The organism is Bacillus sp. FSL M8-0049 (assembly GCF_038593355.1).
Classification (GTDB): domain Bacteria; phylum Bacillota; class Bacilli; order Bacillales; family Bacillaceae; genus Bacillus; species Bacillus safensis.
On sequence record NZ_CP151986.1, the window covers coordinates 2,373,781 to 2,400,315 of the forward strand.

Here is a 26,535-nt window from a genome sequence, read left to right on the forward strand (position 1 = left end):
TTTTATAGTACATGATTCGACGGAGTTCGGCAATTCCTTGCTTATGCATGTCATGACAGAACTTGACATAACACGGCTAAACCAATGCCGCCACCACTTCCAATAGCAGCCATGACATAGCTTCCATTCGGTAAGGCGCGCCCTTCATAAAATAATCTCACCATCATAGCAGCTCCTGACGCGCTGTAAGGATGCCCAAGGCAAAGTGCACCGCCTCTTCTATTGATCCGGTCATATGGTATCCCCAGCGTCCGGGCAATAAGTGCAGCTTTCAGCGCAAACGCTTCATTGATTTCAAATAACGCCACTTCCTCTGCCTTGATGTTCTCTTGATGTAAAAGCTTCTTGATCGCATCAATTGGTGAAGCAGCTGGAAAATGAGGATGTATCGCTGTCACAGCACTTCCGGCATACCGTAGCATCACCTTATATCCACTTGCTTCCGCTAGCGATCTTTCCATCACAGCGACGGCGGCTGCTCCGTCTGCTTCCTTACAGCTATTGGCGGCGGTCACAGTTCCTTTTCCCGGTAAAAATACAGGCTTTGCCCGCTTGATCAGCTTTGCCATTGGTCTTATTTTAGCAGCCGCTTCATCTATGTTCATCCCGTCAATCGAAACGATTTCTTCTGAATATGTACCATGTGTGAATGCTGCTAAACTTCTTTCCCAGCTTAAAAGGGCATAGTCATCTTGTTCTTTTCTCGTGACAGAAAATGCCGACGCGGTCAGCTCTGCTGCTTCTCCCATATGCGGATCTCCTATCCGCTCCGGTGAAAAGCGTGCTCTCTCTTTCATTGGTGAGCTGGAAATGCTCTCAGTCCCGCCAGCGATATACATCGTGCCCTCCCCCGATTGAACCATGACGCAAGCTGTTCGGATCGCTTCAAGACCCGAGGCACACTGCCTGTCAATTGTCATACCGGGAACGTGTAAAGGAAGACCTGCTTCTAATGAGGACAGACGGGCCATATTTCCACCGCCTCCGACGACATTGCCTAATATGACGTCATCCGGCGTCCTCATCTGAGACAAATGCCGAATAAGGGGAGCGGCTAATTGCTCTGGGCGATAATTTTTCAGCATCCCATTTTTATCACCGAAGGGTGTTCGTTTTGCTTCTACGATCACTGCTTGCATGACAATTGCTCCTCCGCCCACTTTTTTATGCTCGCGCGGGCTATTTTTCCGCCGGATGTTTCAATCATTTGATCAATCACAAGCCATTTTTTTGGTACCTTGTAGGCCGCCAGTTTTTCTTTAACAGCTTGTCGAACCGCCTTTATTTGCGGCACTTGCTCCAGTATGGCAACAGGGATTTCACCCCAATATGGGTCAGGAACGCCAACCACAATCGACCGTTTGACCTCTGGCTGTTCATTTAGCACACGCTCAATTTCCTCTGGGAAAATATTCAGTCCTCCATAGACAATCATGCCATTCTCACGACCGCTCATATACAGATAACCGTCTTCATCCAGCCCTCCCATATCGTAAACTGTCAGCCACTCCTCCGGCGGTTTCTGCTCATGCAAGTATCCTGAAAACGTCATTGGGCTCTTTACATAAATTCTCCCTGTTTCATTTGGCTGACAGACAGATTGATCGGGCCGCCTTACTTCTACTTGAATGGAGGAGAAAGGCCGTCCAACAGAAGTAGGTTTTTGCATAAAGTCATTTGAAGACAAATAAGAGACAAAACTTAACTCTGATGTGCCATAAAAATCAAAAAAAGTGACATGTGGATAGTTGATCACGAGCTGTTCTTTTGAAGAGATGCTCCAATCTGCTCCCGATGACATGACAAGAAGTGGATTGTCTTCTCTAAAAGCTTCGATTTGTAGTAACGTTTCTGTCATTGTTGGGACAGTATACATCACGGTGATATCACCTGTCTCTAAGGCTTTCTTCGCTTTTACTGGCACAAATTTTTCTAAAAGCGTCACTGTGCCGCCAAAGTATAATGTACTAATAGCACCATATAAAAAGTGAGAGGATAAGAGTGTACCTAATATAAGAGCATGATCTTGATGAGTGATTCCAAATGAAGCAGTGGTCATTCGAAAGCTCTCGATCCAAGACTGCTGACGCCTAATAAAGGCTTTCGGTGAGCCCGTTGATCCTGACGTAAACCCCATATAAAAGACAGGATTCTTCTCGGTATCGCAGCTGTTATATGGACTGTCTGTGAGAAGGCTCATTCTTTCCTTCCATTCTGATAAAGAAAGAAGCGGCATGTCCACGCTTCCCTGTTCAAATCTCTTTATCAATCGATCCTCTATAATGGCGAGATCCGCCTCACTTAACAGGAGCTTTTCGACACATTCTTCATGACTCCATCTCGGATCAAGCGGAACGGCTGTCCATCCTGCATAAGCAGCGCCCGCAAATATTTGCAAAAAAGAAGCACCATTTGATAATAAAAAAGCGATTCTTTTTTGCTGATGAACCGTTCCTTGTAACCACTGTGCTGATCTCTGCACACGTTCATACCAATCTTGATATGTAATGCTTTCTTGCTCATCTATGATGGCAATCTGATCTGGTTTCATTTCTGCATGTACTGCATAGCTTTCCGTTATTCTGTTCAAACTGCACGCCTCCCTTTATGCAGATCCCTTTTTCGATATGACAGGGCCTGTATGATTTTGACCGTAAAGACAGCACACATTCCCGCTTTGATGAGATCGCCTGGAAGATAAATCAAACTAAGGAAAGTCGCCTGCGAGACCTTCATATGCATCATCATGGCTTGAAAGGGGATACCGCACATATACAAAATCACAATACTGCAAACCGCATAGATCACAAAAAGACGCAGTGCGGTTACTTTTTTCAGCCGGTTCACCCATAAGCTGATCATGAAGGCAGCAGCAGGATAAGCAAGAAGAAAACCACCGCTTGGACCAAAAAAGACCCCTATCCCGCCTCTCCCGCCTGACAAAAGAGGTGCGCCTGCTGCCACAACCAAAAGAAAAAGACATAAACTGATTAGTGCTTGTTTAGGCTTTAACAGCCCGCCAGCAAGCAAAAGACCTGCGGTTTGCAATGTAATCGGTACAGGTGTAAATGTAAGTAAAATCGGCGGGATTAAGCCTAACATCCCGATGACCGCTGTCATTAACGCTATTTGCATCATATCTTGTATTTTCAATCTCCATGCCCCTCACTCAATTTATTGTTAAAAACAGAGTAAAAGGTACAATTCATTATGTCAACATAAAATAAAATAAAGTTAACATATTAATCGTAAAAAAAGACCTGTGAAGAAAGATCAAGAAGATCTGTTCACAGGCCTTTTATTTGTTCTATTCTTCGTCTTCTTGATCTAAGAACGTATTTAACGTTTCTTCAATCATGTCCCATTCTTCATCCGTTTCAATCGGCTCTAGCTCGCCATCTTCACCGTCTTCGTTCGGTGTAAAGCTTGATGCATGAATTTCAATTTCCTCATTGTCTTGCTCAGAAATTGGGTAGTAAAGGACATAAGATTTGTTAAAATGGTCGCTTTCAAAAGTAAATAGTACTTCGCAAAGCTGTTCATTTCCATTATCATCAACGATTGTAATTTGCTTTTCTCCGTGTTCCATTTGATTCACCTCATTTTAATTTAAGCTGTCTAAATATCCTTGCAGGATCATAACAGCCGCCATTTTATCAATGACTTTTTTACGCTTTTGTCTGCTCACATCTGCAGAGATGAGCATTTTTTCCGCTGCCATTGTTGACAGACGCTCGTCCCAAAGCACAACAGGAACATTGTACGTGTTTTCTAGCACTTTCGCAAATGATTGGCTGGCTTCGCCTCTAGGACCGACCGTGCCGTTCATATTTTTTGGAAAGCCAAGTACAATTTTATCCGCTCCAAATTCTGCAACGATCTCAGACAGGCGGCTGAGACCAAAGTCTCCGCCTGCTTCATCAATTTTAATGGTTTCAATCCCTTGCGCTGTCCAGCCCATTTCATCACTGATCGCAACACCAAGGGTTTTCGTGCCTAAATCTAAGCCCAGAATTCTCATGTTTTACGCCTCTTTATGTGTCTCTAAGTACGATTTAACCAATTCCTCAATTAATTCGTCTCGTTCTAGTTTACGAATTAGGTTGCGTGCATCCTGATGTCTTGGAATATAAGCAGGGTCGCCTGACAGCAAGTATCCGACAATTTGATTGATCGGGTTGTATCCTTTTTCTTGGAGTGCGTCATGAACTGTAATGAGCACTTCATTCACATTGGTTTCAGCTGAATCATCAGAGAAGTTAAACTTCATTGTCTTATCAAATGAACTCACTGCTTCTTGCACCTCTCTTCCAACATTCTACTAGCAAGCTTTTTTCTAACCGCTCATCTAATACCATTATTCTACACTACATCGCCTGATTATAAAACGGATTTGACAGATTCTTCGACAGTTGCCAGTGCTTCTTCAAGCTTTTCTGGTTGTTTTCCGCCTGCTTGTGCCATGTCTGGACGTCCGCCTCCGCCTCCGCCGCAGATTTCAGCTGCCTGCTTCACAAGCTTTCCTGCATGAAGACCTTTTTCGATCACGTCTTTTGTCACTCCTGCTGAAATGTTTACTTTTCCGTTTTGAACGGCTCCCAGGACGATGACAGCTGATCCTAATTTAGCTTTTAAGTCATCAACCATTGTTCTTAAATGGTTCATGTCTTTAGCATTTACTTTTTCAGTTAATACTTTCACTCCGCCAACTTCTGTCACTTTCTCTAAAATAGAGCCTGCTTCTGCTTGGCTTAATTTCGCAAGGAGAGATTCGTTTTCTCTTTGAGCCTCTTTTAAATCTGCCTGTAATGAAGCAATCCGTTTTGGTACATCCTTCGTATTTGACTTCAGCTCACTTGCTGCCTGTTCTAAAATCGCCAGCTGGTCATTTAATTCTTCATAAGCGCCTTTACCAGTCACAGCTTCAATACGGCGTGTTCCAGCACCAATACCCGACTCAGACGCGATTTTAAACAAACCGATTTCCGCAGTGTTCTGCACGTGACAGCCGCCGCATAGCTCGATGCTGTAATCACCCACTTGGACAACACGGACAATATCGCCATACTTCTCGCCAAAGAGCGCCATTGCACCCATTTCTTTTGCTTCAGCAATTGGTTTCAGATCAATAGCAACTGAGATGCCTTCCCAAATCTTTTCGTTCACGATTTTTTCAATCTGAGACAATTCTTCTTTCGTCACTTGTCCAAAGTGAGAGAAATCAAAGCGAAGTCTGTTTTCATTCACCAATGACCCTGCTTGGTTCACGTGGCTGCCTAATACATCTTTCAGCGCCTGATGCAGAAGGTGTGTCGCTGTATGGTTTTTCACAATGCCTTTTCGAAGAGCTGATTCCACTTCAGCAGTGACCTCGAGACCTTTTTGAGCCGTACCGCTTACGACGACTCCTTCATGGACATGCTGACCGTTTGGTGCTTTTTTCACGTCTTTGATCTCAATGATGGCTTCTGCACTTTTTAGTGTTCCTTTATCCGCTACTTGTCCGCCGCTTTCCGCATAGAAAGGTGTTTCATCTAACAAGATTTGCACCGTGTCTCCTTCATGTGCTTCAGAGACAAGTTCACCATTTTGAAGCAGTTCGATAATGCGAGTTTCCGCAGTTAAATTTTCGTAGCCAACAAAGGTACTTTCCACTTTAATATCGCCTAAAGCGCCGCCTTGAACCTGCATACTGCCGACATCTTGTCTCGCATTTCTTGCCCGTTCACGCTGCTTCTCCATTTCCGCTTGGAAGCCTTCTCGATCAACTGTCATGTTTTCATCTTCTGCGTATTCTTCTGTCAGCTCGACAGGGAATCCATACGTGTCATACAGCTTAAATACATCTTCACCTGAAATTTGTGAACTGCCTTTGTCTCTTTCTTTTTTGATCACTTCTGACAAAATCGCTAACCCTTCGTTCAGTGTTTCGTGGAAACGTTCTTCTTCGTTTTTGATGACTTTCGCAATAAATTCTTCTTTTGCTTGTACATCTGGGTAGAAATCCTTCATGATCTCAGCAACAACTGGCACTAGATCATACATAAACGGACGGTGGATATGAATCGTTTTTGCATAACGCACAGCGCGGCGCAGCAAACGTCTTAATACATATCCGCGGCCTTCATTGGAAGGAAGCGCACCGTCACTTACAGCAAAGGCAACTGTCCGGATATGGTCAGCAATGACTTTAAATGCTGTATCTTTTTCCTTCGCCAAACCATAGCTTTCTCCAGAAATGGTTTCGACTGCACGAATAATCGGCATGAAAAGGTCTGTATCGAAGTTCGTTGGCACATTTTGAATGACAGATACCATTCGTTCAAGGCCCATCCCTGTATCAATGTTTTTCTTCGGAAGCGGTGTGTATGACCCATCTGGATTATGGTTGAATTCAGAGAACACGAGATTCCATACTTCTAGATAACGCTCGTTTTCCCCGCCTGGATATAATTCTGGATCGTTCATGTCGTCACCGTATGATTCACCGCGGTCATAGAAAATTTCTGTATTCGGTCCGCTTGGGCCCTCGCCAATATCCCAGAAGTTTCCTTCAAGGCGAATAATACGTTCTTCAGGCACACCAATTTTATCTCTCCAAAGAATATATGCTTCTTCGTCCTCTGGGTGGACTGTCACAGATAACAAATTCGGATCAAAACCAATCCACTCTTCACTTGTGAGGAATTCCCACGCCCATTCAATGGCCTCTTCTTTAAAATAGTCACCAATAGAGAAGTTGCCAAGCATTTCAAAGAACGTGTGATGGCGTGCTGTCTTCCCTACATTTTCAATATCATTCGTACGAATCGATTTTTGCGCGTTGCAAATACGCGGATTGTCAGGTACGACGCGGCCATCAAAATATTTTTTTAATGTTGCCACCCCACTGTTGATCCATAAAAGTGTCGGATCGTCATGCGGTACAAGTGACGCACTCGGTTCTACAGCATGTCCTTTTTCTTTAAAAAAGTCTAAAAACATTTGACGTACTTGAGCTGAAGTTAAAGTTTTCATTCAAAAATCCTCCCTTTTCATTCATCAATCTCCACACAAACGAAAAAACACCCCGCCCTATGCAAGCACAAAACGACTTACACAGGGACGAGATGTTCTCGCGGTACCACCCTGATTATAGACAAATTCGTCTATCACCTTCACATCCGATAACGCCGGAAGAGAGCGGCAGTGTTTATCTGCACTCGGGACTAGCTTCCGTTAAAGGTCTGATAAGGCTTTTCACAGCAAATAAAGCCTCTCTCTGCAACAGCTTTTTAACGTACTCGGGTCCGTCATTGAATTTCAATATGTATGAATCGAAATTATTATAGACAACTCGGCTCGTCTTGTCAATGAACGCTTCGTCTCATCAGGATATATTGCACAATGATCACCCTGATAATCGCAGCTGCTGGTACGGCTAAAATCATCCCAATTAAGCCAAACAGCTCCCCTCCTGCAAGCAAGACAAGCATAATGACGACAGGATGCATATGAAGACTTCGCCCTACAATGATCGGACTGAGGACATTGCTCTCTAAAAATTGCAGCACCGCTACTGTGATCAATACAATGATGACCGATTTCACTGAGATGGTAAACGCAATAAAGATGGCAGGAACTGCGCCAATTATCGGTCCAAAATACGGAATCACGTTCGTTGCTCCTATCAGCATGCCAAGAACGAGCGGATACGGGATATGGAAAAGCCAGAGCACAATGGCTGCTGCACCCCCGATTAAAGAACAGACAAGCAGCTGCCCTCGAATATAATCACCAAGCGATTCATCCACTGCTTTGACAAAGGCATGCCCCCTCTTCCTAAATGATGGCGGCGTTAAATACCATGCCGCCCGCTTCATCGTGTTCATGTCTTTTACCATATAAAAAACAAGAAAAGGGATGAGTGCTGCAACTAAAACGTAATCAAATAAAACTTTACAGCTAAGAATCATCCGCTCAGCGCTATTGGCTGCATATGTCTCCGATTGAACAATGAAGCGGTCCAAGCGGTCGTGAAGTCCGTCAGGCCAGTGGCTCGTATGATGATGAATATGTGATAAAGCGCCATTATACGTTTCCGCGATGACAGGAATTTGTTCTGACAGCTCATTTAACTGTGCGATCATAACAGGCGCTCCTTTATAAACCGCAAAACCAATCCCGCCAAAAAACAGGACATAGATGAGTAAGAGACTGATTGTTCTCGGCAGCCCTCGTGCATGCAGTCTTTCGACAATAGGATAAAGCAGGTAAGAAATAAAAATGGCGATGAGAAGCGGAATGAGAACCGCCTTCAGCAATACAAAAACAGGCATCCATAACTCGTCGAGCTGCAGTAAAATGAGCAAGGATGCAAGGACAAGCAGGACCCCTGCAGCATATATCAGAAATTGGATCGGACGTTTCTTCACCTTTTTCACCTCTTTTCTTATTGTTTAACCATTTTCTGCAATTATCCACGTAAATAAAATTTGTCCTAACTTTGTTAAAAATGAATACACATGAAACATACAGCTCCATCCAAAGTCACTGTTTGCAGTAAAATCTCGTCAGAAAATATTCCATTATTTACTTCTTTTTACACAAGTTGTGCTAGAATCCACTTTAGCTTTAGCCAATGAAACACAAGAGGAGGTTCTTCATGATCACATTCGAAGAAGTCAACAAGCATTATGGCCAGTTCCATGTACTTAAGGACATTAACCTACATATTCAAAAAGGGGAGGTTGTTGTGATCATCGGTCCTTCAGGGTCTGGTAAAAGCACGATGCTCAGGTGTATCAATCGTCTTGAAAGCATTGATGCGGGAAAAGTTCTCGTCAACCAAGTGTCTGTTCAGCATCCGAAGACCAACATTAATCTTGTCAGGCAAAATATCGGCATGGTCTTTCAGCATTTTCACCTCTATCCGCATAAGACGGTGCTTGAAAACATTATGCTTGCGCCGATGAAGGTCAAAAAAGTGAGCAAGGAAGAAGCAAAGGAAACAGCTGAATTTTATTTAAATAAAGTCGGCATTCCTGAAAAGGCAGACACCTACCCTTCACGACTCTCTGGCGGACAGCAGCAGCGCGTTGCCATTGCAAGAGGGCTTGCGATGAAGCCGGAGGTGATGCTTTTCGACGAACCGACATCTGCACTTGATCCAGAGATGATCGGCGAGGTATTAGATGTGATGAAGCAGCTGGCCCGTGAAGGCATGACCATGGTTGTCGTCACACATGAGATGGGCTTTGCCCGCGAAGTGGCCGACCGCATTGTCTTTATTGATGAAGGCAGAATTCTTGAAGAATCAACACCGGCTGCATTTTATGAAAAACCGCAAGAGAAACGTGCTCAATTATTTTTAAGCCGTATATTAAATCACTAGGGGGAATGGTTTGATGAAAAAAATGAAACGCTTTGGCCTGATGCTCTTTATGACTTGCTGCATTGCCGCTTTGGCTGCTTGTGGATCGACTGAAAAAGGGTCAACTGAGGCAAAACAAGGAAGTTCTTTAGAAACCATTAAGAAAGACAAAAAAATCATTTTCGGTGTAAAAAATGACACACGTTTATTCGGTCTAAAAAATCCGAGCAGCGGTGATATTGAAGGATTTGATATTGACATTGCAAAAGCCATCACAAAGGAAATACTCGGCGATGAAGGAAAAGCAGAATTTAAGGAAGTGACATCTAAAACAAGAATTCCTTTGCTTCAAAAAGGGGATATTCATGCGATTGTTGCGACCATGACAATTACAGAAGAGCGTAAAAAAGAAGTCAATTTCTCAGATGTTTACTTTGAAGCAGGACAATCACTGCTTGTGAAAAAAGGAAGCGACATTCAATCCATTGATGATCTTAAAAAAGGAACGAAGGTGCTGGCCGTGAAAGGCTCTACTTCTTCTCAAAATATCCGCGAGAAAGCACCTGAAGCATCCGTATTAGAATTCGAGAACTATCAGGAGGCTTTTACAGCATTAAAATCAAACCAAGGGCAAGTGCTGACAACTGATAATGCGATCTTATTTGGTATGGCAGATGAGGATTCAAATTATGAAGTGGTCGGCGGCACCTTTACAGATGAGCCTTATGGCATTGCTGTGAAAAAAGGAGATCAAGAATTAACAGATGCGATCAATAAAGCCTTAAAAACGTTAAAAGACAATGGAGAGTATGACAAGATTCTTAAAAAATGGATCAAAGAATAGCATTTGATTCGTCAAGATTAATGCCTCAGGTGAGCCGCTCCTTGGCTCCCCTGTTGATCAGGAAGGAAGTGAACTGATTGCTGCGGTTTTCCATTCTCACTGAAAACGTTCATCTTTATTTAGAAGGCTTTAAATATACCATTGGTGCAAGTGTCATAGCTCTGATTGGAAGCTTTTTGATCGGTACACTCATTGCCATTATGAGAATTGCGCCACTCAGGCCGCTCAACTGGTTAGGGACGGCTTACGTGGAATTTATTCGGAATATTCCGTTATTATTGATCACCTTTGTTTTCTTCTTTGGTTTACCAGTCCTGGGTATAGTAGCAGATGGTTTTACTGCTGGAACGATCGCTCTTGCCATTTATACCTCTGCCTTTATTGCTGAAGCCATTCGTGCAGGGATACAAGCTGTGCCGCTTGGACAAATGGAAGCAGCCCGTGCTTCAGGTCTGTCATATGGCGGGACGATGCGGTATATCATTTTGCCGCAGGCGATTAAAATCGTCATTCCCCCTCTTGGGAATCAATTTATTAACCTTGTCAAAAACTCCTCTATTTTAGGTGTCATTGCAGGGTTTGATCTTATGTATCAGGGAGACCTCATTGCGTCTAGAACATTTGTGACGTTTGATGTCTACATCTTTGTCGCCATGTTCTATCTGCTATTAACCATTCCGCTCAGTCTAGGTGTTGGTTATTTAGAAAGAAGATTAGCAAGAAGCCACTAGAAAGGAGGAAACATCATGGATTTTATAGGTGCCTACCAGCCTGATCATCTCGCCTTTTTACTTGAAGGATTTGCTGTCACCTTAAAAGTGGCTTTTATTTCCATCATTTTGAGCTTTATCATTGGATTAGTCGTTGGCACATTGCGGTTCGCTCAAATTCCGGTTTTATCAAAAGTGCTTGCGGTTGTTGTAGAAACCATTCGGAACCTGCCGCTTTTACTGATCATCTTTTTCACATATTTTGCATTGCCTGAAATCGGCATCAAGCTGAGCATCACAGCCTCTGCTATTGCAGCTTTAACCGTGTTTGAATCTGCGATGCTGTCAGAAATTATTCGGAGCGGCCTTAAATCAATTGATAAGGGCCAGATCGAAGCAGCCAGGTCTTCTGGTTTAACCTATATTCAAACATTGAAAATGATTATTATGCCGCAGGCCCTGCGCCGAATGGTGCCGCCAATTGTCAGTCAATTCATATCCCTTTTAAAAGATACGTCGCTTGCTGTTGTCATTGCGCTTCCAGAATTATTACATCACGCACAAATATTAAATGGGCAAAGCCAATCCTATTTACTGCCGATATTCCTATTGGCAGCTATGATGTATTTTGTCGTCAATTTCAGCTTATCTATTCTTGCAAGACGATTAGAATACAGGCAGGCATAAAATGAACATCCGCTCTTGACGTATGCCTCAGCGTATAGACCGGTTTTTCGATCACGCTGAAAAAAACAAAGGGCTAAAATGAAGATCATTTTAGCCCTTTTTGTTTACATCATTCTCATAACACGTTTTCTTAGCTTTTTCATATCCCGCTTTGATGGCATATCATATCGGCTTGCAAAGTGATATGCGAGTGCACCTGCACCAAGCGTTAATAGTGAAGAAGTCATTTTGCCCATTCGAAATTCCCCCTTAACACTTATAATTGAATTGAACGTTCATCGTCACTAAACAGATCATCTAAGCTGCTTAGTGTCCCGTCTTCCTCCACTTGGTGTGTAGATATTTTGCCTTTCGACAGTGTCAATTCAATAAAACAGCCCCAGCAATAATATTGATTGACCCCAATTTTTCCGATGTCTTTACATTTGCAATTTGGGCAAATGAGCATAATCAGCACCTCTTTACGTTCGGTTTAGAACCAGTGCTTCCTTTTGAACGTTCATCAAGGTTCCGGCAGCCTGCAACTGTTTCCGAATCCCTGATAGCTCTGTAAAGAAGCCGTCCGAGAGTTCATATGCTACGATTGTGCCCGAATTTGAGCAAAAGTATACATCTTCCAAAATGCCTAAATTTTCACCATCAGGCGACTGCATCATTTTCTTTTTTAATTTTGAAAATAACAAGAATGGAGCAGTGGAATCCATGCCCACTCCCTCCTGACAGCTCACATACAAACCTTTATCTGTCAGCTGATCAAAAGCAGAGAATGGAACGAGTGCACAGTCTTTCTTTTTCCCCTCTAACACATATCCTCCGCAGCTGCCTCCGGCTAAAAAGCAAATATCTTTTATGGAACCAAGTGATTGGGACAGCTCATCTGTATAGATCGTCATTCCTTCAAGTTCTCGGCATGTTCTCAAAATGTGCTCAACCACCTTTTGCGGAACAGTCTTATCGTGTGCGTTTGCTTCATGACTCATACGAAGAAATGGCTTCCATGAACAGAATGGGAGAAGTTCTTTTCATACTAAAAGGCTCCCATATGGAAGCCTTCTACTCATGCATAAAATCAAATGGAGTGATTCCCTCCATGCCAATATTTGCGTCATGTACGCTAAACGGAAGCTCTTTTTGGAGCGCTTCAAGTTCTGCATCCATGATTTGTTCGGTTTGCACTAGCCGCATCGTTAAGGACGTTTGTCTAAGGGAATCCTCATTGTTTTTCACACCCCATTCCAGCGCTGATTCCTCGCCGCACAGTATTAAAAACTTTTTACTGCGTGTAATGGCTGTGTACAGCAGATTCCGCCGAAGCATTCGGTAATAGCTCCTGACGACTGGCAGCACAACAATCGGGAATTCACTTCCTTGTGATTTGTGAATGGAGCAGCAATAAGCATGTGTAAATTGATGAAAATCCTTTTTTGTAAAGGTGATTTCATTCCCATCAAAGGAGATCACGGCCATGTCTTCTTTTTCTGTATTTTCTTTTGCATAAAAAATCGAGACAATTTCGCCGATATCGCCGTTAAAAATGTTGTTCTCCGGCTGATTCACAAGCTGAAGCACCTTATCACCTGTCCGGTACACCACATCACCAAACGGGATTTCTCTGCCTTTTGGTTTTTTAGGATTCAAAATGTGCTGCAGCATTTTGTTGAGCTCATTGATGCCTGCTTTTCCTTTATACATTGGTGCGAGCACTTGAATGTCCTTTGCCGAAAATCCTTTTTGAGCAGCATTGCTGACAACTTTCTCAATGACTTCTTTCATTTGATCAGCTGAACACCGAATGAAGGACCGATCCTTTGAGCGTGCAGTAATATCCTTTGGCAGCACACCATTTTTCATATCATGTGCCAGTTCAACAATGGTTGAGCCGTCTGCCTGCCGGTAAATATCTGTCAGGGTAACAGCCGGCACGGCTTTTGAGGCAAGCAAATCCCGTAAAACTTGGCCTGGTCCGACAGATGGCAGCTGATGTTCATCTCCTACCATAATCACTTGGATATGATCAGGAATCGCTTTAAACAAATGATTCGCCAGCCAAATATCCAGCATACTTGATTCATCAATGATGACAAGCTTTCCTTCAATCGGCTGTTCCTCATCATGCGAGAAGCCCTCCGAACCGTTCCAGCCTAGCAGCCGGTGAATGGTGACAGCTGGAAGCCCTGTTGATTCTGTCATCCGCTTAGCCGCCCGTCCAGTTGGTGCCGCAAGCACAAATGGGAAGGATTCATCTTTTTTATAATCACTCGGATCAAGAGAAACACCGTGAAGATCACTGTAAAGCTCGACAATTCCTTTAATGACCGTCGTCTTCCCTGTTCCAGGCCCGCCTGTTAAAAGCAGCATCGGTGACATGAGTGCCTTTTGAATCGCTTCCTTTTGTGTCGGTGCATACTGGACGCCTAACCGCTCCTCCAGCTCGCCAAGTGCTAGCAGGAATTCTGATTCAGGAAATTGATCTGCATATTCTGTTTGGGAGACGATTTTTTGAATGCGTTTGGCGACACTTTGCTCTGCATAAAATAAGGATGGATGATAGCAGCGGTCGTCTTCAATGATCATTTCTTTTCCTTCGCCAAGTGCAATGATCTGATTGGCAACATCCATTTCAGTCACTTTGTAATCATTGCCTGTTTGGTTGAGCAGTTTGCGGGTTTCGACGATCAAATCTTTCGTTTGTATGTACGTATGACCGTCCTGAAGACTAGCTGTCTCCACTGTAAATAGCAAGGCGGCGCGAATCCGCTCTGGGTCATTACCTGAGATGCCTGTTCTAGCACCAAGCTCATCCGCCTTAATAAATCCGATTCCCTCGACATCCTTGACAAGCTGATAGGGATTTTCCTCGATTTTCTGCAGCGTTTCACTCTCGTATACTTGGTAAATCTTCATGCTGAGCTGTGGACCAAAGCCATACTGATTCAGGCTGATCATGATTTGTTCCAGCCCTTGATGCTCCTGAAGCGCTGCGGCCAGCTTATCCGCCTTCTTTTTTGATAAGCGCGGTACATCATACAAAACAGCTGGGTCACGCATAATCTTATGAAGCGTCTGATTGCCAAGCTTCCCGACGATTTCTTCAGCCGTCTTTTTCCCTATCCCTTCAAATAAATCACTTGAGAGATAATGTATGATTCCTTGCTTCGTTGTTGGTACTTCCTTTTGAAAATGAGTGGCCTGAAACTGTTCACCAAATTTCGGATGGCTTGTCACTTTGCCATAAAAGGTGTAGGTTTCCTCCTCATGAAGTGCTGGGAAGTAGCCTGTGACAGATGCTGTTTTTTCCTCTAAGTTTTCCGATGTTTCAATGACTTTTACCTTTAACACCGAGTATAAATTACTTTCATTATGGAAAATAACGGCTTGAATGGTCCCCTTTAAAAACGGTTCGTCCTCAAGCTTCATTTGATCTGGATGTTCCTGCACAGGTCTTCCCTCCTTCCATCTATTCTGCCTCTTGAATCAGCTTTTGCGCATGTAGTGCCAGCATATGGTCAGGCTGCACGTCAATGGCTTTACCCAGCATCTCAAGTGCTTCGTCTTTTTTCTCTAAGTACGCATACGCAACACCTAAATTATAAAAGGCATCTGCATGCTGCGGATCACGCGTGATGACTTCACTAAAAGTTGTCACCGCTTCTTCCAGCATGTGTTCATTGGCTAAGCACATGCCAAATTGGAATCTTGCTTCATTATCTTCTTCATTTAGTTCAACAGCACGCTGAAGATACGGCATCGCAAGCTTTGGCTGCTCTAATTTGATGAGCGTCTGCCCAAGCATATAAAACAAATCACTATTTTCCATGCCCGCTTTTAGTGCTTGTTCAAAGTAGTCTTTCGCTTTCATAAAGTCTTCTTTTAATGTATATACATTTCCTGCTCCATAATAGGCTGCAGCTGCGGTATGATCAAGTTCAATTGCTTTCTGAAAAAAGTTTAAAGCGCGTTCAAATTCATTGATACTTGAAAGTAAGTTCGCAAAGTTAATATATGGAACCGGGTCCTTCGGGCTTTCTTCGATCGCTTTTGTAAAAGCTTCAGCTGCTTTTTCGATATTCCCTTGATTCAAGGCTTCTATGCCGATTTCGTTATAATTCATTCGCTCTCTCATCCTTTCATTAAAAAACCTCAACAGCGACGTTGAGGTTTTGAAACATGCTACACATACGACAGCTTTTGACCATCTTTGAAGACATCGTCAATTGTACCGCCGCCAAGACATTCGTCGCCATCATAAAAAACAACCGCTTGTCCCGGGGTAACAGCACGAACAGGTTCATCAAAGATAACCATCGCTTCTTGCTCACCTGTCATTTTGACCTTCACATGGTGATCTTCTTGACGGTATCTGAATTTTGCTGTGCAAGTTAATTCACCGTTTTCTCCGACAATATGAGGACGAGTCCAGCTGATATTAACAGCTGAAATGCTTTCAGAGTATAAAAGTGGATTGTGGAAGCCTTGTTCAACAAACAAGATGTTTTTCTCCAAGTCTTTTCCAACGACAAACCAAGGATCACCGCTGCCGCCAATGCCAAGTCCTTGGCGCTGACCGATCGTGTAATACATCAGTCCATCGTGCTCCCCTTTTACTTCTCCGTCCATTGTCTGCATCACACCAGGCTGTGCAGGCAAATATTGACTGAGGAACGTTTTAAAGTTTCTTTCTCCAATAAAGCAGATACCTGTTGAATCTTTTTTCGCTGCTGTTGCGAGCTCTGCTTCTTTTGCCAATTCACGAACCCTTTTTTTCTCTAAATCACCGATTGGGAACATGACTTTATCAAGTTGTTCCTGTGTCAGCTGATTTAAGAAATACGTTTGGTCTTTGTTTGCATCAAGACCTCGCAGCATTTTGACTTCATCACCAGTTCGATCAACACGAGCATAGTGTCCTGTTGCCAAATAATCCGCACCAAGTGAAAGTGCATGCTCAAGGAATGCCTTGAACTTAATTTCTTTGTTACACATGACATCTGGGTTTGGCGTTCTGCCCGCTTTATATTCATCAAGAAAATATTGAAACACTTTGTCCCAATATTGCTTCTCGAAATTCACTGCATAATAAGGGATTCCAATTTGGTTACATACGCGGATGACATCCTCATAGTCTTCCGTTGCTGTGCAAACACCATTTTCATCGGTGTCATCCCAGTTTTTCATAAATATGCCGATGACATCATAGCCTTGCTCCTTTAACATAAGAGCGGCAACTGATGAATCGACTCCTCCGGACATACCGACCACAACTCTTGTATCTTCTGGTCTTTTTGTCATCTTCATCAACTCCAATTTCAATGAAACAACATGCGCGTTTCGTTCTTCAGGTGCTTCGCTGTTTCATTTTTCACACACGAACAAAAGGAAGCATTTATTTGGCTAGGCGTTTGACAACAGCCGCTATCTTATGTGCCGCCTGCTTCACATGATCCTCTTCATTCCCAAGACCGAAGCTTATTCTGACTGAGGATGTCAGCTCTTTTGCTTCTTCGCCATACATGGCGCTTAACACGTGCGAAGGAAGGACAGATCCAGCCGTACATGCCGATCCGCTTGAAACAGCAATTCCTTCCATATCTAAATTCACAAGCAGCGATTCAATGGAGACGCCCGGGAAATGAACATTTAAAATGTGCGGCAATGTCTCTTTCGGATGTCCATTGATAGAGAAATTGAGAGATTCCTCTTCGAATACTTGCAGCATGGTTTCTTTGAGCTTACCATAATGCATCGCTTTTTCTCTTCTATTTTGCTTCGTTAATTGAACAGCTTCTGCAAGCCCAACAATTCCTGCCACATTTTCAGTGCCGGCACGGCGCTTTCTTTCTTGTTCGCCTCCGAATATTTGCGGAGAAAGTTTCACGCCTTCGTTTACATATAAAAAACCTGTTCCCATCGGACCATTCAGCTTATGGCCAGAAGCAGATAAAAGATCAATATGGAGATCTGCTGCATCAATGGGCACTGTGCCAAACGCCTGCACTGCGTCTGTATGAAAATGAGCAGTGTGATCACGCAGAAGTTCGCCAATGGCTTTGATTGGCTGAATCACACCTGTTTCATTATTGCCGTACATGACGGTCACAAGAATCGTATCATCTCTCAATGCTTGATTTAATTGATCAAGATGAATCAATCCTGTTTCGTCCACATCTAAATATGTCACTTCAAATCCTAGTTTTTCTAGGCGTTCACATGTATGCAGCACCGCATGATGCTCTGTTTTCACTGTGATGATATGTTTTCCTTCATGCTGTCTTGCCATGGCAACACCTGTAATTGCCAGGTTGTCCGCCTCGGTTCCACCGCTTGTGAGGATGATCTCCTGCGGTTTACAGTGTAATTCTCCTGCAATGACTTCTCTTGCTTCATCGAGCCACTTTCTTGCCTCGCGCCCATATGAATGAATACTAGAGGGATTGCCAAATATCTCTGTAAAGTACGGCATCATCTTGTCCACAATACGCTGATCCATCGGCGTTGTGGCCGCATGATCTAAATAGATTCGTTCCATTTCCGGTACACCTCTGATCTAAATATAGAACATATACGAGTCTTGATCCCCGTCATCTGTGTAGCTTGCCAAGTCTTCAAGAGTTGTATTGTCTAGTACGTCTTTTACTGCATCACGAATACGAATCCATAGTTCACGCTTTGCTGGTTCTTCGTTTTCGATGACTTCAACAGGACTAATGGGTCCTTCTAATACACGAATAATATCACCTGCTGTGATCTCGTTTGGTTCATGTGCAAGAACATAGCCGCCATACGCTCCGCGGATACTTTTTACAAGACGGGCATTGCGGAGTGGTGATACAAGCTGCTCTAAATAATGCTCAGACAAATCATTGTTTTGAGCGATTGATTTTAATGATGTAGGGCCTTCGCCATGTTTTTTGGCTAATTCGATCATGATCGTCAGACCATATCTGCCTTTAGTTGATATTTTCAAGTTAAACACCTCTGCGTTTTCTATTCTATGTCATCAATTATTTTTCTGATTTCATATACGCCGATATATAGACCAGAAGCAATTATATCATACTTTCAGCCAACTTTCATTTACGGGTTCTGAGCATGATAGAAGGACGAATCCCTTTTCTATTTGAAGAAATTTCGGTACTCTATACAAACAAGACATTGCTATAGGAGAGATAATTATGAAACCTTTAGCGTACCGGATGCGCCCAAGTCATATTGAAGACATTATTGGGCAGGAGCATCTTGTTGGAGAAGGTCAAATTATTAGGCGAATGGTCGAGGCAAAACATTTATCCTCGATGATTTTATATGGACCGCCGGGCATCGGCAAAACATCGATTGCAACCGCGATTGCTGGCAGTACAAGCATTGCTTTTCGAACGTTGAATGCGGTCATTCATAACAAAAAGGATATGGAAGCTGTTGCCGCTGAAGCGAAAATGAGCGGCCAGGTGATCCTTATTTTAGACGAAGTCCACCGGCTTGATAAAGGAAAGCAGGATTTTCTTCTTCCTTATTTAGAAAATGGCATGATCATTTTAATTGGGGCAACGACGGCTAATCCCTACCATGCGATCAATCCTGCCATTCGAAGCCGGACACAAATATTCGAGCTGAAGCCGCTTGAAACAGAGCAAATCAAAGCTGCGTTAACAAGAGCCTTACAGGATGAGCATCGAGGGCTTGGCGGCTATGAGGTGACAGTGGACGATGAAGCGATGAATCATTTTGCCAATGGATGCGGAGGAGACGTGCGTTCTGCTTTAAATGCACTCGAGCTCGCTGTCCTATCGACAAAAGCTGATGAGACAGGGCATATCACAATCACTCTTGCCGCAGCAGAAGAATGTTTACAAAAAAAGAGCTTCTCACATGACAAGAATGGTGATGCTCATTATGATGTCCTCTCGGCTTTTCAAAAATCCATTAGGGGATCTGATACAGATGCGGCGCTGCATTACCTTGCCAGACTGATCGAAGCAGGAGACCTTGAGAGCATTTCCAGAAGATTACTCGTGATGGCTTACGAGGACATTGGCTTAGCCAGTCCGCAGGCTGGCCCCCGCGTGTTAAGCGCAGTACAAACAGCAGAAAGAATCGGTTTCCCAGAAGCACGGATTCCACTGGCGAACGCAGTGATTGAGCTGTGTCTTTCTCCTAAGTCTAATTCGGCATATAAGGCGATTGATGCGGCACTTGGTGACATTCGTACAGGGAAAATTGGAGAAGTTCCAGTTCATTTAAAGGATGCTCACTACAAAGGCGCCACAGCACTCGGAAGAGGCGTCGATTACTTATACCCGCATGATTACGAAAACGGCTGGGTGAAGCAGCAATATTTACCTGATCCGCTGAAAAACAAGCAATACTATGTACCGAAACAAACCGGAAAATTTGAAGGTGCATTGAAACAGGTCTATGAAAATTTAAAACGCCAGAAATAAAAAAAGCCCCCTGCATTTCAGCAGGCAGGCTGTTTATTTATCCTTCACACGTGTAATTGGAATATCTTTTAAAAGCTTCATAATGACATGACCACCCATGATCAGCCCAGCAACAGACGGAACGAATGCATTGGATGATGGCGGCATTTGCGCCTTGCGAATCTTCGCTTCATCATTTCCAACTTCTTTTCTGACATCTTCACGAATAACAATCGGACTTTCATCAGAGAAAATGACTTCAATTCCTTTACGAATCCCTTCCTTACGCAGACGTGTTCTCACAACTTTTGCAATAGGGTCGGTATGTGTTTTTGAAATATCATCAATTTTGAAGCGTGTCGGATCTGTTTTGTTCGCAGCTCCCATACTTGAAATGATGTTCACACCTCGTTTCAGACACTCTTTCATTAAATGAATTTTATAGTGAATGGTATCTGAGGCATCAATGACATAATCAAGCGGATACTCAAAAAATTGCTCGTATGTTTCCTCTGTATAAAACATCTTCAGCGCAACAACTTCACAATCTGGATTAATATCAGCGATTCTCGCCTGCATTAAGTCAACCTTTGGCTGGCCAACTGTTGATAGCAATGCTGGAAGCTGACGATTTACATTTGTAATATCAATATCATCTTTATCAACAAGAACAATACGGCCAACGCCTGAACGAGCGAGTGCCTCTACTGCGAATGAACCAACGCCGCCCACACCAAGCACTGCAACTGTACTGTTTTTTAGTATATTTAAGCCTTCCTTGCCAATGGCAAGCTCGTTTCTTGAAAACTGATGTAACAAGTGCCTCACTCCACCTTTATTTAAAATGAATCGAAAGAATCATATCATATTCAGACTTCTCCGTCATCCTTCTCTAAAAGAAAAAAACACAAAAAAGTCCCGATGACGCCGCCAGCATTTCCTTCGTTTTGAACCCCGCACCATGCAGGTGGGTGCTTTCTTCCTGACTTTATAAGTCCTCTAAAGAGGCATTTATGCAGAAAGGAAAGGCAAGCTCCCGTATAAAAAAATGTTCGGTCAAAACTAGGTAACCACCGTACGTATCAGGACTTTATTTATTATTGATGAAAGCATATCATAGGCATATTTCTTTTTCAAGCGTTTACATACCTATAAACATGCGCCTATTTTACTGTTTTACTTTTGGTTTAATCGCTAAACTCAGCTCATCAAGCTGCGCCTCGCTTACATGGCCAGGGGCATCTGTAAGAACGCAGCTCGCACTTGCCGTTTTTGGGAATGCAATCGTATCTCTTAAGTTAGAGCGGCCTGCAAGCAGCATCACTAAACGGTCAAGACCCAGCGCGATTCCGCCATGCGGAGGAACACCATGCTCAAACGCATCCAGCAGGAAGCCAAATTGTTCGTAAGCTTCTTCTTTTGAAAAACCAAGTAAGCCAAACATCTTTTCTTGAATGTCCTTTTCGAAAATACGAATAGAACCTCCGCCAAGCTCGTAGCCATTCAGCACAAGATCGTAAGCCTGCGCCTTCATGTCTTCCGGGCTTGTTTCAATTAATTCAAGATCCTCGCGAACTGGCATTGTGAATGGATGATGGGCAGCATAGAAGCGGCCTTCTTCTTCATCTTTTTCAAGCAGCGGCCAATCGACAACCCATAAGAAATTGAATACAGACTCATCGATCAGTCCAAGCTCTTTACCAAGTTTTAAGCGAAGTGCACCAAGCGCATCATGGACAACAGACGTCTTATCTGCAACAAAAAGTAAAAGGTCGCCTTCTTCAACTTGCAGCTGTTCTTTTAATTCAGCTTGCTTTGCTTCATCAAAGAATTTAGCGATCGGCCCTTTTAATTCAGTCCCTTCTGCTTTTAGCCAAGCTAGACCTTTTGCACCGTAGTTCGCTGCAAATGCACCAAGTGCATCAATGTCTTTTCTTGAGTAGTTCGCTGCAGCCCCTTTTACATTGATGGCTTTCACAGACCCACCATTTTTCACAGCTCCGCTAAACACTTTGAAATCGGAGTCTTTTACCGTGTCTGAAATGTTCACCAGCTTCATCTCAAAGCGTGTATCCGGCTTATCAGATCCATAAGAATTCATCGCTTCATCGTATGTCATACGAGGTAATGGCAATGTAAGGTCTACTCCTTTGACATCTTTCATCACCTTCGCCATCATCTCTTCAGCAAGCGTCATGATATCCTCTTGACTCATAAAGGACATTTCAATATCGACTTGTGTAAATTCCGGCTGACGGTCAGCACGCAAGTCTTCATCTCTAAAACAGCGGGCAATTTGATAATAACGGTCCATTCCAGAAACCATCAGCAATTGTTTAAATAATTGCGGAGACTGAGGCAATGCATAAAATTCTCCCTCGTGTACACGGCTTGGAACAAGATAGTCACGCGCACCTTCTGGGGTACTTTTCGTTAAAATTGGTGTTTCAATGTCTAGAAAGCCGTTGTCGTCTAAGAAATGGCGGAATGCTTTTGTGACTTCATGTCGCATTTTCATTGTTTCAAACATTGCAGGGCGGCGAAGATCCAGGTAACGATATTTTAAACGAACATCTTCTGATACCTCATCTGCTTGATCTGAAATCACAAATGGAGGAGTCTTCGCTTCATTTAAAACGGTGACCGTTTCGACTTGAATTTCAATTTTGCCCGTTTTTAAATTTGGGTTGATCGTTGCTTCTTCTCTTGCAACAACCGTTCCTTTAATATCAAGGACATATTCATTACGAATTGATTCTGCTGTCTCAAGCGCCTCTTTTGATAAGTCTGGATTGAAGACAACTTGTACAATCCCTGTACGGTCGCGCAAATCAATAAAGATTAATCCGCCTAGGTCACGCCTTTTTTGAACCCATCCTTTTAATACAACTGACTGACCGATTTGGTCTTCTGTTACTTCTCCACAATAAAAAGTTCTACCAAACACAAACATTCCACTCCTTCTTTACGCTTTCTGGTGGGCCTTCAACATTTGAATCAGCTCATCAAGCTTCACTTCAATTTGTTCACCCGTTGTCGTATCTTTCACATTCACAATTTGCTGCGCAAGCTCATCTTCACCAAGAACTGCAATAAATTTGGCTTTTAATCGATCAGCCGCTTTAAATTGTCCTTTTAGTTTCTTCCCTGTATAGTCCATTTCACTTGAGATACCTTCTTTTCTCAGACGGTTTAATAATGAAACAGAATAATCCTTCGCTTCATCTCCGAGAGCAGCAATGTATAGATCAATACCATCTTGCAGAGGAAGCTCAATTCCTTCAGCATCGATCGCAGATAAGAAACGCTCAATACTCATCGCAAATCCGATCCCTGGTGATTCAGGACCGCCAATTCCTTCAACGAGCCCATCATAACGGCCGCCGCCGGCTAATGTTGTAATCGCACCAAAGCCTTCTGCATTACTCATGATCTCAAATGCTGTGTGATTGTAGTAATCAAGACCGCGTACTAAATTTGGATCAACGACATACTCAATGCCTATATCCGATAAGTATTGTTTAACCTTTTCAAAATACGTCCGCGATTCTTCATTTAAGAAATCTTGAATGGATGGAGCTGTTGCCATCAATTCATGATCACGATCCTTTTTACAATCAAGAATACGCAGCGGATTTTGATGTAAACGCGTTTGACAGTCGTGACAGAATTCCTCAATTCTTGGTTCAAAGTGCTTGACCAGTGCTGTGCGGTAGTCTGCACGGCTCTCTTTGTCACCAAGGCTGTTAATGACAAGTTTTAAGTTGGAAAGACCTGCTTTCTCATACACACTCATCGCAAGCGAAATGACCTCAGCATCAATGGCAGGATCTTTGGAACCAATCGCTTCTATCCCAAATTGATAAAATTGACGATATCTTCCTGTTTGCGGACGTTCATAGCGGAACATTGGTCCGATGTAATACAGCTTTGTTGGCTGAGCAGGCTGTGCAAACAATTTATTTTCAACATAAGAACGGACGGTTGAAGCTGTTCCCTCTGGACGAAGTGTGATGCTGCGTCCTTTTTTATCTTCAAATGTGTACATCTCTTTTTGAACGATATCAGTTGATTCGCCTACTCCCCGTGCAAACAGCTCAGTATGCTCAAAAATCGGTGTGCGGATTTCTTTGTATTGAAAGGCTGCACATGTATCTCTCGCAATTTGTTCAACATACTGCCAGCGTTCTGACTCTCCAGGTAAAATATCCTGTGTGCCTCTTGGAATATTAAAACTCATTTTTCGTCCTCCTACGACCATCATTCATTTTTTATGTGGACATATAAAAAACCCCCGCCTCTACTATGTGTATAGTAGGGACGAGAGTTATACCCGTGGTGCCACCCTAGTTGGAACATGATCCAGCCATGTTCCCGCTCAAATCCTTAACGCAGATTCACGTTCTCCGCCTATTGACTCATTTTTAGAGCGTTCAGCAGGAAACCTACAGAGTGTTCTTTCGTGATAAATGCCATGCGGATTCGCTTTCAGCCTAAGGCGATTCCTCTCTGCTCACGCAATTTACCCTACTATTCTCTATCATCAGTTCCACATTTTAAATTTTCAAGTGTGTTGATTTATATTATAATAAGGTCGGTGCTGCCACTCTGTCAACCCTTGCCGTGCCTCTTTTTCTTTTCCAGCTCTTCTTTTGACGTACATCCGTATTCAGATGCGGTCTCTTCAAGGAAGCCTGGCTGATCCATTTCGTCGTGCTGCCAGCGGTCGATATCACGATGTCCATTATATTGCACTCGTCCTAATTTTCTGCTTAATCTCATGTTTGTACATCCTTTTATCACATTTTTATTTAGTATAAACAGATTGATTCATTTTTATTAGGGAAACTGCAAGGAATTCATCCACTACATAACGAATTAACATTCATCGGTTTTACAAGGGAGGGGAAAACACCGTTTTGAATCTGAAAAAACACAATCAAATGATGATGCTGCTTACTTGTTTTGTTCTCATCGCGAGTTCTTTGCCTATGACACATGCTACAGCACAAACAGATCAAGCTGTTGTCGCAACAGATGAAATCAATGTGAGAACGGGCCCTGGTTTAAGCTATGGAATTGCAGCTGTTGTAAAACGCGGCGAAAGTTATCCCATTCTCACTGAACAAGGAGAATGGGTGCAGATCCAATTATCAAACGGACAAAAAGGCTGGGTCGTCTCATGGCTGATTACCACATCATCCGGCGCTCAAAAATCCGCGAAGCCAAAGGCGCAAGGTCAAAGCACGGCTGGAGGCAGTACAATTACATCGACAGCTTCCGATCTTCGCATCCGGACAGGCCCTGGGACTTCCTATCAAGTGATTGGTACTTTCCCGCAAAGTGCTACCGCTAAAAAGCTCGAGACAAGCGGCGAATGGACGAAAATTTCGTATAAACAAGCAGAAGGCTGGGTTCACTCTGATTATGTTTCAGGGGGGCAGAAAACTTCTCAATCAAGCTCCGGCGAGTCCTCTCGCTCTAACCAGACAGGCACAGTTGGCGTATCGAGCTTGAATGTAAGGCAATCGGCCGCACCAAATGCACAAGTCGTCGCTTCACTTGCCCGCAACACACAGATCACCATTTTGCGAGAGCAGAACGGCTGGTATGAAATTGAGGGGAAAGGCGTAAAAGGCTGGGTTGCAAGCTATTACATTGTCACAGGCAAAGGAGCAGGCTCTGCACCTGAAAAGAGTTCATCCTCTTCGGCTTTTGAACAAAAAGCGTACATTGTCTATGATGGCACCAATATTCGAAAAAGCGCTTCTACCTCTGCTGGGATTGCAGAAAGAGCAACAAAAGGAGCTGCCTATCAAATTGTTCGGACGCAAGGTGACTGGTACGAGGTGACACTATCAAACGGCGGAACCGGCTATGTGGCGAGCTGGGTCGTTCAAACGAAGAAAAATAGCAGCGACGCGCCAAGACCTCAGCAGGATTCATCGTCTGGAACTGGTTCTTTAAAAGGGAAAACGATTGTTCTTGATCCTGGTCATGGCGGAAAAGACAGCGGCACAATTGGCGCAGACGGTGCTTTTGAAAAGAACATCACCATCAAAACCGCCAATTTACTTGCAGGCAAATTAAGGGCTTCTGGTGCAAATGTATATTTAACAAGAAGTGATGATACCTTTATCAGCCTTCAATCAAGGGTGGCAACATCTCATTACCGAAATGCAGATGCATTTATTAGTCTTCATTACGATAGTTTTATGGATCAAAGTGTTAGAGGAAGTACAGCGTATTATTATCAAGCAGCAAAAGATCAGCAATTAGCGTCAAGCGTTCATTCAGAAGTTGCAAAACGCTCTCAAATCCCTGATAAGGGTGTCAAATTCGGAGATTACTTTGTTTTAAGAGAAAACAAACGCCCTTCCCTTTTATATGAACTCGGGTATTTAAGCAATCCTCAGGAGGAAGCGATCATTTATAGCGCCTCTTACCAAGAACGAGTCACAGAAGGAATGACTGAAGGATTAAAACAATATTTTCGTTAAAAAGAAAGAGGCCGCTGCGCCTCTT

Annotated in this window: 26 protein-coding genes, 1 other RNA gene and 2 other annotated features; of the genes, 6 read left to right on the forward strand and 21 right to left on the reverse strand. The window is 43.3% G+C overall.

From position 1 onward, the window contains the following. Positions 1–50: 50 nt before the first annotated feature. The 8 genes from NSU13_RS12265 to NSU13_RS12300 form a co-directional block, all read right to left on the reverse strand. Positions 51–1,139 carry an acetyl-CoA C-acyltransferase gene (locus NSU13_RS12265; protein ID WP_041118097.1) on the reverse strand — a complete coding sequence of 363 codons (1,089 nt, stop codon included), beginning with the start codon at positions 1,137–1,139 and terminating at the stop codon, positions 51–53. Further along, positions 1,127–2,551 (reverse strand): acyl-CoA synthetase, encoded by a 1,425-nt coding sequence (locus tag NSU13_RS12270; protein WP_046312306.1) that lies wholly within the window; start codon positions 2,549–2,551, stop codon positions 1,127–1,129. Before NSU13_RS12270 ends, NSU13_RS12265 begins: the two co-directional genes overlap by 13 nt. A 35-nt stretch (positions 2,552–2,586) precedes the next feature. Next, complete coding sequence (locus NSU13_RS12275) at positions 2,587–3,153, reverse strand: biotin transporter BioY (protein WP_041118101.1); 567 nt, start codon at positions 3,151–3,153, stop codon at positions 2,587–2,589. Positions 3,154–3,307: 154 nt separating this feature from the next. Then, the gene (locus NSU13_RS12280) at positions 3,308–3,589 is read right to left on the reverse strand and encodes a DUF1292 domain-containing protein (protein ID WP_024423112.1); all 282 of its coding nucleotides are present in this window, start codon (positions 3,587–3,589) and stop codon (positions 3,308–3,310) included. A gap of 15 nt (positions 3,590–3,604) precedes the next feature. Next, positions 3,605–4,021, reverse strand: coding sequence for a Holliday junction resolvase RuvX (ruvX, locus tag NSU13_RS12285; protein WP_024427871.1), 417 nt, complete (start codon positions 4,019–4,021; stop codon positions 3,605–3,607). Between the two features lie 3 nt (positions 4,022–4,024). Then, the gene (locus tag NSU13_RS12290; RefSeq protein ID WP_008358522.1) at positions 4,025–4,291 is read right to left on the reverse strand and encodes an IreB family regulatory phosphoprotein; all 267 of its coding nucleotides are present in this window, start codon (positions 4,289–4,291) and stop codon (positions 4,025–4,027) included. Between the two features lie 89 nt (positions 4,292–4,380). Next, positions 4,381–7,017, reverse strand: a complete 2,637-nt coding sequence (alaS, locus tag NSU13_RS12295; protein ID WP_041118103.1) for an alanine--tRNA ligase — start codon at positions 7,015–7,017, stop codon at positions 4,381–4,383. Between the two features lie 80 nt (positions 7,018–7,097). Continuing rightward, positions 7,098–7,305, reverse strand: a binding site (T-box leader). Positions 7,306–7,349: 44 nt separating this feature from the next. Next, on the reverse strand, positions 7,350–8,414 hold the full coding sequence (locus NSU13_RS12300; protein WP_041118105.1) for an AI-2E family transporter: 1,065 nt from the start codon (positions 8,412–8,414) through the stop codon (positions 7,350–7,352). Between the two features lie 230 nt (positions 8,415–8,644). Between NSU13_RS12300 and NSU13_RS12305 the strand changes: the two genes are divergently transcribed. The 4 genes from NSU13_RS12305 (at position 8,645) to NSU13_RS12320 (ending at position 11,593) form a co-directional block, all read left to right on the forward strand. Beyond that, positions 8,645–9,373, forward strand: coding sequence for an amino acid ABC transporter ATP-binding protein (locus NSU13_RS12305; protein WP_024423116.1), 729 nt, complete (start codon positions 8,645–8,647; stop codon positions 9,371–9,373). A 13-nt stretch (positions 9,374–9,386) separates the two neighbouring features. Then, positions 9,387–10,196, forward strand: a complete 810-nt coding sequence (locus tag NSU13_RS12310; protein WP_041118106.1) for a transporter substrate-binding domain-containing protein — start codon at positions 9,387–9,389, stop codon at positions 10,194–10,196. A 77-nt stretch (positions 10,197–10,273) separates the two neighbouring features. Then, a complete protein-coding gene (locus NSU13_RS12315; RefSeq protein WP_024427868.1) occupies positions 10,274–10,927 on the forward strand; it encodes an amino acid ABC transporter permease in 654 nt (217 codons plus the stop codon). A gap of 15 nt (positions 10,928–10,942) precedes the next feature. After that, a complete protein-coding gene (locus NSU13_RS12320; protein ID WP_024427867.1) occupies positions 10,943–11,593 on the forward strand; it encodes an amino acid ABC transporter permease in 651 nt (216 codons plus the stop codon). 104 nt (positions 11,594–11,697) lie between these two features. On the opposite strand, the gene NSU13_RS12325 is transcribed toward NSU13_RS12320, so the two are convergent. From NSU13_RS12325 to NSU13_RS12360, 8 genes are all read right to left on the reverse strand, one after another. Continuing rightward, positions 11,698–11,829 (reverse strand): YrzQ family protein, encoded by a 132-nt coding sequence (locus NSU13_RS12325; protein WP_003216198.1) that lies wholly within the window; start codon positions 11,827–11,829, stop codon positions 11,698–11,700. Positions 11,830–11,849: 20 nt separating this feature from the next. Then, positions 11,850–12,041: a hypothetical protein gene (locus NSU13_RS12330; protein WP_003216308.1), complete on the reverse strand. Its 192-nt coding sequence runs from the start codon at positions 12,039–12,041 to the stop codon at positions 11,850–11,852. A gap of 13 nt (positions 12,042–12,054) precedes the next feature. Further along, positions 12,055–12,573: a PRC-barrel domain-containing protein gene (locus NSU13_RS12335; RefSeq protein WP_052470355.1), complete on the reverse strand. Its 519-nt coding sequence runs from the start codon at positions 12,571–12,573 to the stop codon at positions 12,055–12,057. A 73-nt stretch (positions 12,574–12,646) separates the two neighbouring features. Continuing rightward, a complete protein-coding gene (locus NSU13_RS12340; RefSeq protein ID WP_335370816.1) occupies positions 12,647–15,031 on the reverse strand; it encodes an ATP-dependent RecD-like DNA helicase in 2,385 nt (794 codons plus the stop codon). Between the two features lie 19 nt (positions 15,032–15,050). Continuing rightward, positions 15,051–15,704 (reverse strand): tetratricopeptide repeat protein, encoded by a 654-nt coding sequence (locus NSU13_RS12345; protein WP_034279920.1) that lies wholly within the window; start codon positions 15,702–15,704, stop codon positions 15,051–15,053. 59 nt (positions 15,705–15,763) lie between these two features. Continuing rightward, complete coding sequence (mnmA, locus tag NSU13_RS12350; protein ID WP_024423123.1) at positions 15,764–16,882, reverse strand: tRNA 2-thiouridine(34) synthase MnmA; 1,119 nt, start codon at positions 16,880–16,882, stop codon at positions 15,764–15,766. Positions 16,883–16,976: 94 nt separating this feature from the next. Continuing rightward, entirely contained in the window at positions 16,977–18,119 is a 1,143-nt protein-coding gene (locus tag NSU13_RS12355) for a cysteine desulfurase family protein (protein ID WP_034279917.1), read from the reverse strand. Between the two features lie 18 nt (positions 18,120–18,137). Beyond that, complete coding sequence (locus NSU13_RS12360; RefSeq protein WP_024423125.1) at positions 18,138–18,557, reverse strand: Rrf2 family transcriptional regulator; 420 nt, start codon at positions 18,555–18,557, stop codon at positions 18,138–18,140. A gap of 208 nt (positions 18,558–18,765) precedes the next feature. Between NSU13_RS12360 and NSU13_RS12365 the strand changes: the two genes are divergently transcribed. Then, positions 18,766–20,031: a replication-associated recombination protein A gene (locus NSU13_RS12365; protein WP_044331684.1), complete on the forward strand. Its 1,266-nt coding sequence runs from the start codon at positions 18,766–18,768 to the stop codon at positions 20,029–20,031. A gap of 33 nt (positions 20,032–20,064) precedes the next feature. Here the strand turns inward: NSU13_RS12365 and NSU13_RS12370 are convergent, their stop codons facing one another. The 5 genes from NSU13_RS12370 to NSU13_RS12390 form a co-directional block, all read right to left on the reverse strand. After that, positions 20,065–20,829 (reverse strand): tRNA threonylcarbamoyladenosine dehydratase, encoded by a 765-nt coding sequence (locus tag NSU13_RS12370; protein ID WP_335370815.1) that lies wholly within the window; start codon positions 20,827–20,829, stop codon positions 20,065–20,067. A 92-nt stretch (positions 20,830–20,921) separates the two neighbouring features. Continuing rightward, positions 20,922–21,102, reverse strand: a non-coding RNA gene (ssrS, locus tag NSU13_RS12375) — 6S RNA. Between the two features lie 76 nt (positions 21,103–21,178). Next, positions 21,179–22,957, reverse strand: coding sequence for an aspartate--tRNA ligase (gene aspS / locus NSU13_RS12380; RefSeq protein WP_327826036.1), 1,779 nt, complete (start codon positions 22,955–22,957; stop codon positions 21,179–21,181). Between the two features lie 18 nt (positions 22,958–22,975). Beyond that, entirely contained in the window at positions 22,976–24,250 is a 1,275-nt protein-coding gene (hisS, locus tag NSU13_RS12385) for a histidine--tRNA ligase (protein ID WP_041115117.1), read from the reverse strand. 73 nt (positions 24,251–24,323) lie between these two features. Beyond that, positions 24,324–24,563 (reverse strand) — a binding site (T-box leader). Between the two features lie 58 nt (positions 24,564–24,621). Further along, positions 24,622–24,792, reverse strand: coding sequence for a YrzK family protein (locus NSU13_RS12390; RefSeq protein WP_003216250.1), 171 nt, complete (start codon positions 24,790–24,792; stop codon positions 24,622–24,624). Between the two features lie 137 nt (positions 24,793–24,929). Between NSU13_RS12390 and NSU13_RS12395 the strand changes: the two genes are divergently transcribed. Then, positions 24,930–26,510 carry an SH3 domain-containing protein gene (locus NSU13_RS12395; protein WP_101676824.1) on the forward strand — a complete coding sequence of 527 codons (1,581 nt, stop codon included), beginning with the start codon at positions 24,930–24,932 and terminating at the stop codon, positions 26,508–26,510. The last annotated feature ends 25 nt before the right edge of the window (positions 26,511–26,535 follow it).

Bases quoted from the DNA above. Each gene is read 5' to 3' on its own strand.
- NSU13_RS12265 (WP_041118097.1), bottom strand. From the start codon at position 1,139: ATGCAAGCAGTGATCGTAGAAGCAAAACGAACACCCTTCGGTGATAAA.
- NSU13_RS12270 (WP_046312306.1), bottom strand. From the start codon at position 2,551: ATGAAACCAGATCAGATTGCCATCATAGATGAGCAAGAAAGCATTACA.
- NSU13_RS12280 (WP_024423112.1), bottom strand. From the start codon at position 3,589: ATGGAACACGGAGAAAAGCAAATTACAATCGTTGATGATAATGGAAAT.
- ruvX (WP_024427871.1), bottom strand. From the start codon at position 4,021: ATGAGAATTCTGGGCTTAGATTTAGGCACGAAAACCCTTGGTGTTGCG.
- alaS (WP_041118103.1), bottom strand. From the start codon at position 7,017: ATGAAAACTTTAACTTCAGCTCAAGTACGTCAAATGTTTTTAGACTTT.
- NSU13_RS12305 (WP_024423116.1), top strand. From the start codon at position 8,645: ATGATCACATTCGAAGAAGTCAACAAGCATTATGGCCAGTTCCATGTA.
- NSU13_RS12310 (WP_041118106.1), top strand. From the start codon at position 9,387: ATGAAAAAAATGAAACGCTTTGGCCTGATGCTCTTTATGACTTGCTGC.
- NSU13_RS12320 (WP_024427867.1), top strand. From the start codon at position 10,943: ATGGATTTTATAGGTGCCTACCAGCCTGATCATCTCGCCTTTTTACTT.
- NSU13_RS12325 (WP_003216198.1), bottom strand. From the start codon at position 11,829: ATGGGCAAAATGACTTCTTCACTATTAACGCTTGGTGCAGGTGCACTC.
- NSU13_RS12330 (WP_003216308.1), bottom strand. From the start codon at position 12,041: ATGCTCATTTGCCCAAATTGCAAATGTAAAGACATCGGAAAAATTGGG.
- NSU13_RS12335 (WP_052470355.1), bottom strand. From the start codon at position 12,573: ATGAGTCATGAAGCAAACGCACACGATAAGACTGTTCCGCAAAAGGTG.
- NSU13_RS12345 (WP_034279920.1), bottom strand. From the start codon at position 15,704: ATGAATTATAACGAAATCGGCATAGAAGCCTTGAATCAAGGGAATATC.
- mnmA (WP_024423123.1), bottom strand. From the start codon at position 16,882: ATGACAAAAAGACCAGAAGATACAAGAGTTGTGGTCGGTATGTCCGGA.
- NSU13_RS12355 (WP_034279917.1), bottom strand. From the start codon at position 18,119: ATGGAACGAATCTATTTAGATCATGCGGCCACAACGCCGATGGATCAG.
- NSU13_RS12365 (WP_044331684.1), top strand. From the start codon at position 18,766: ATGAAACCTTTAGCGTACCGGATGCGCCCAAGTCATATTGAAGACATT.
- hisS (WP_041115117.1), bottom strand. From the start codon at position 24,250: ATGAGTTTTAATATTCCAAGAGGCACACAGGATATTTTACCTGGAGAG.
- NSU13_RS12390 (WP_003216250.1), bottom strand. From the start codon at position 24,792: ATGAGATTAAGCAGAAAATTAGGACGAGTGCAATATAATGGACATCGT.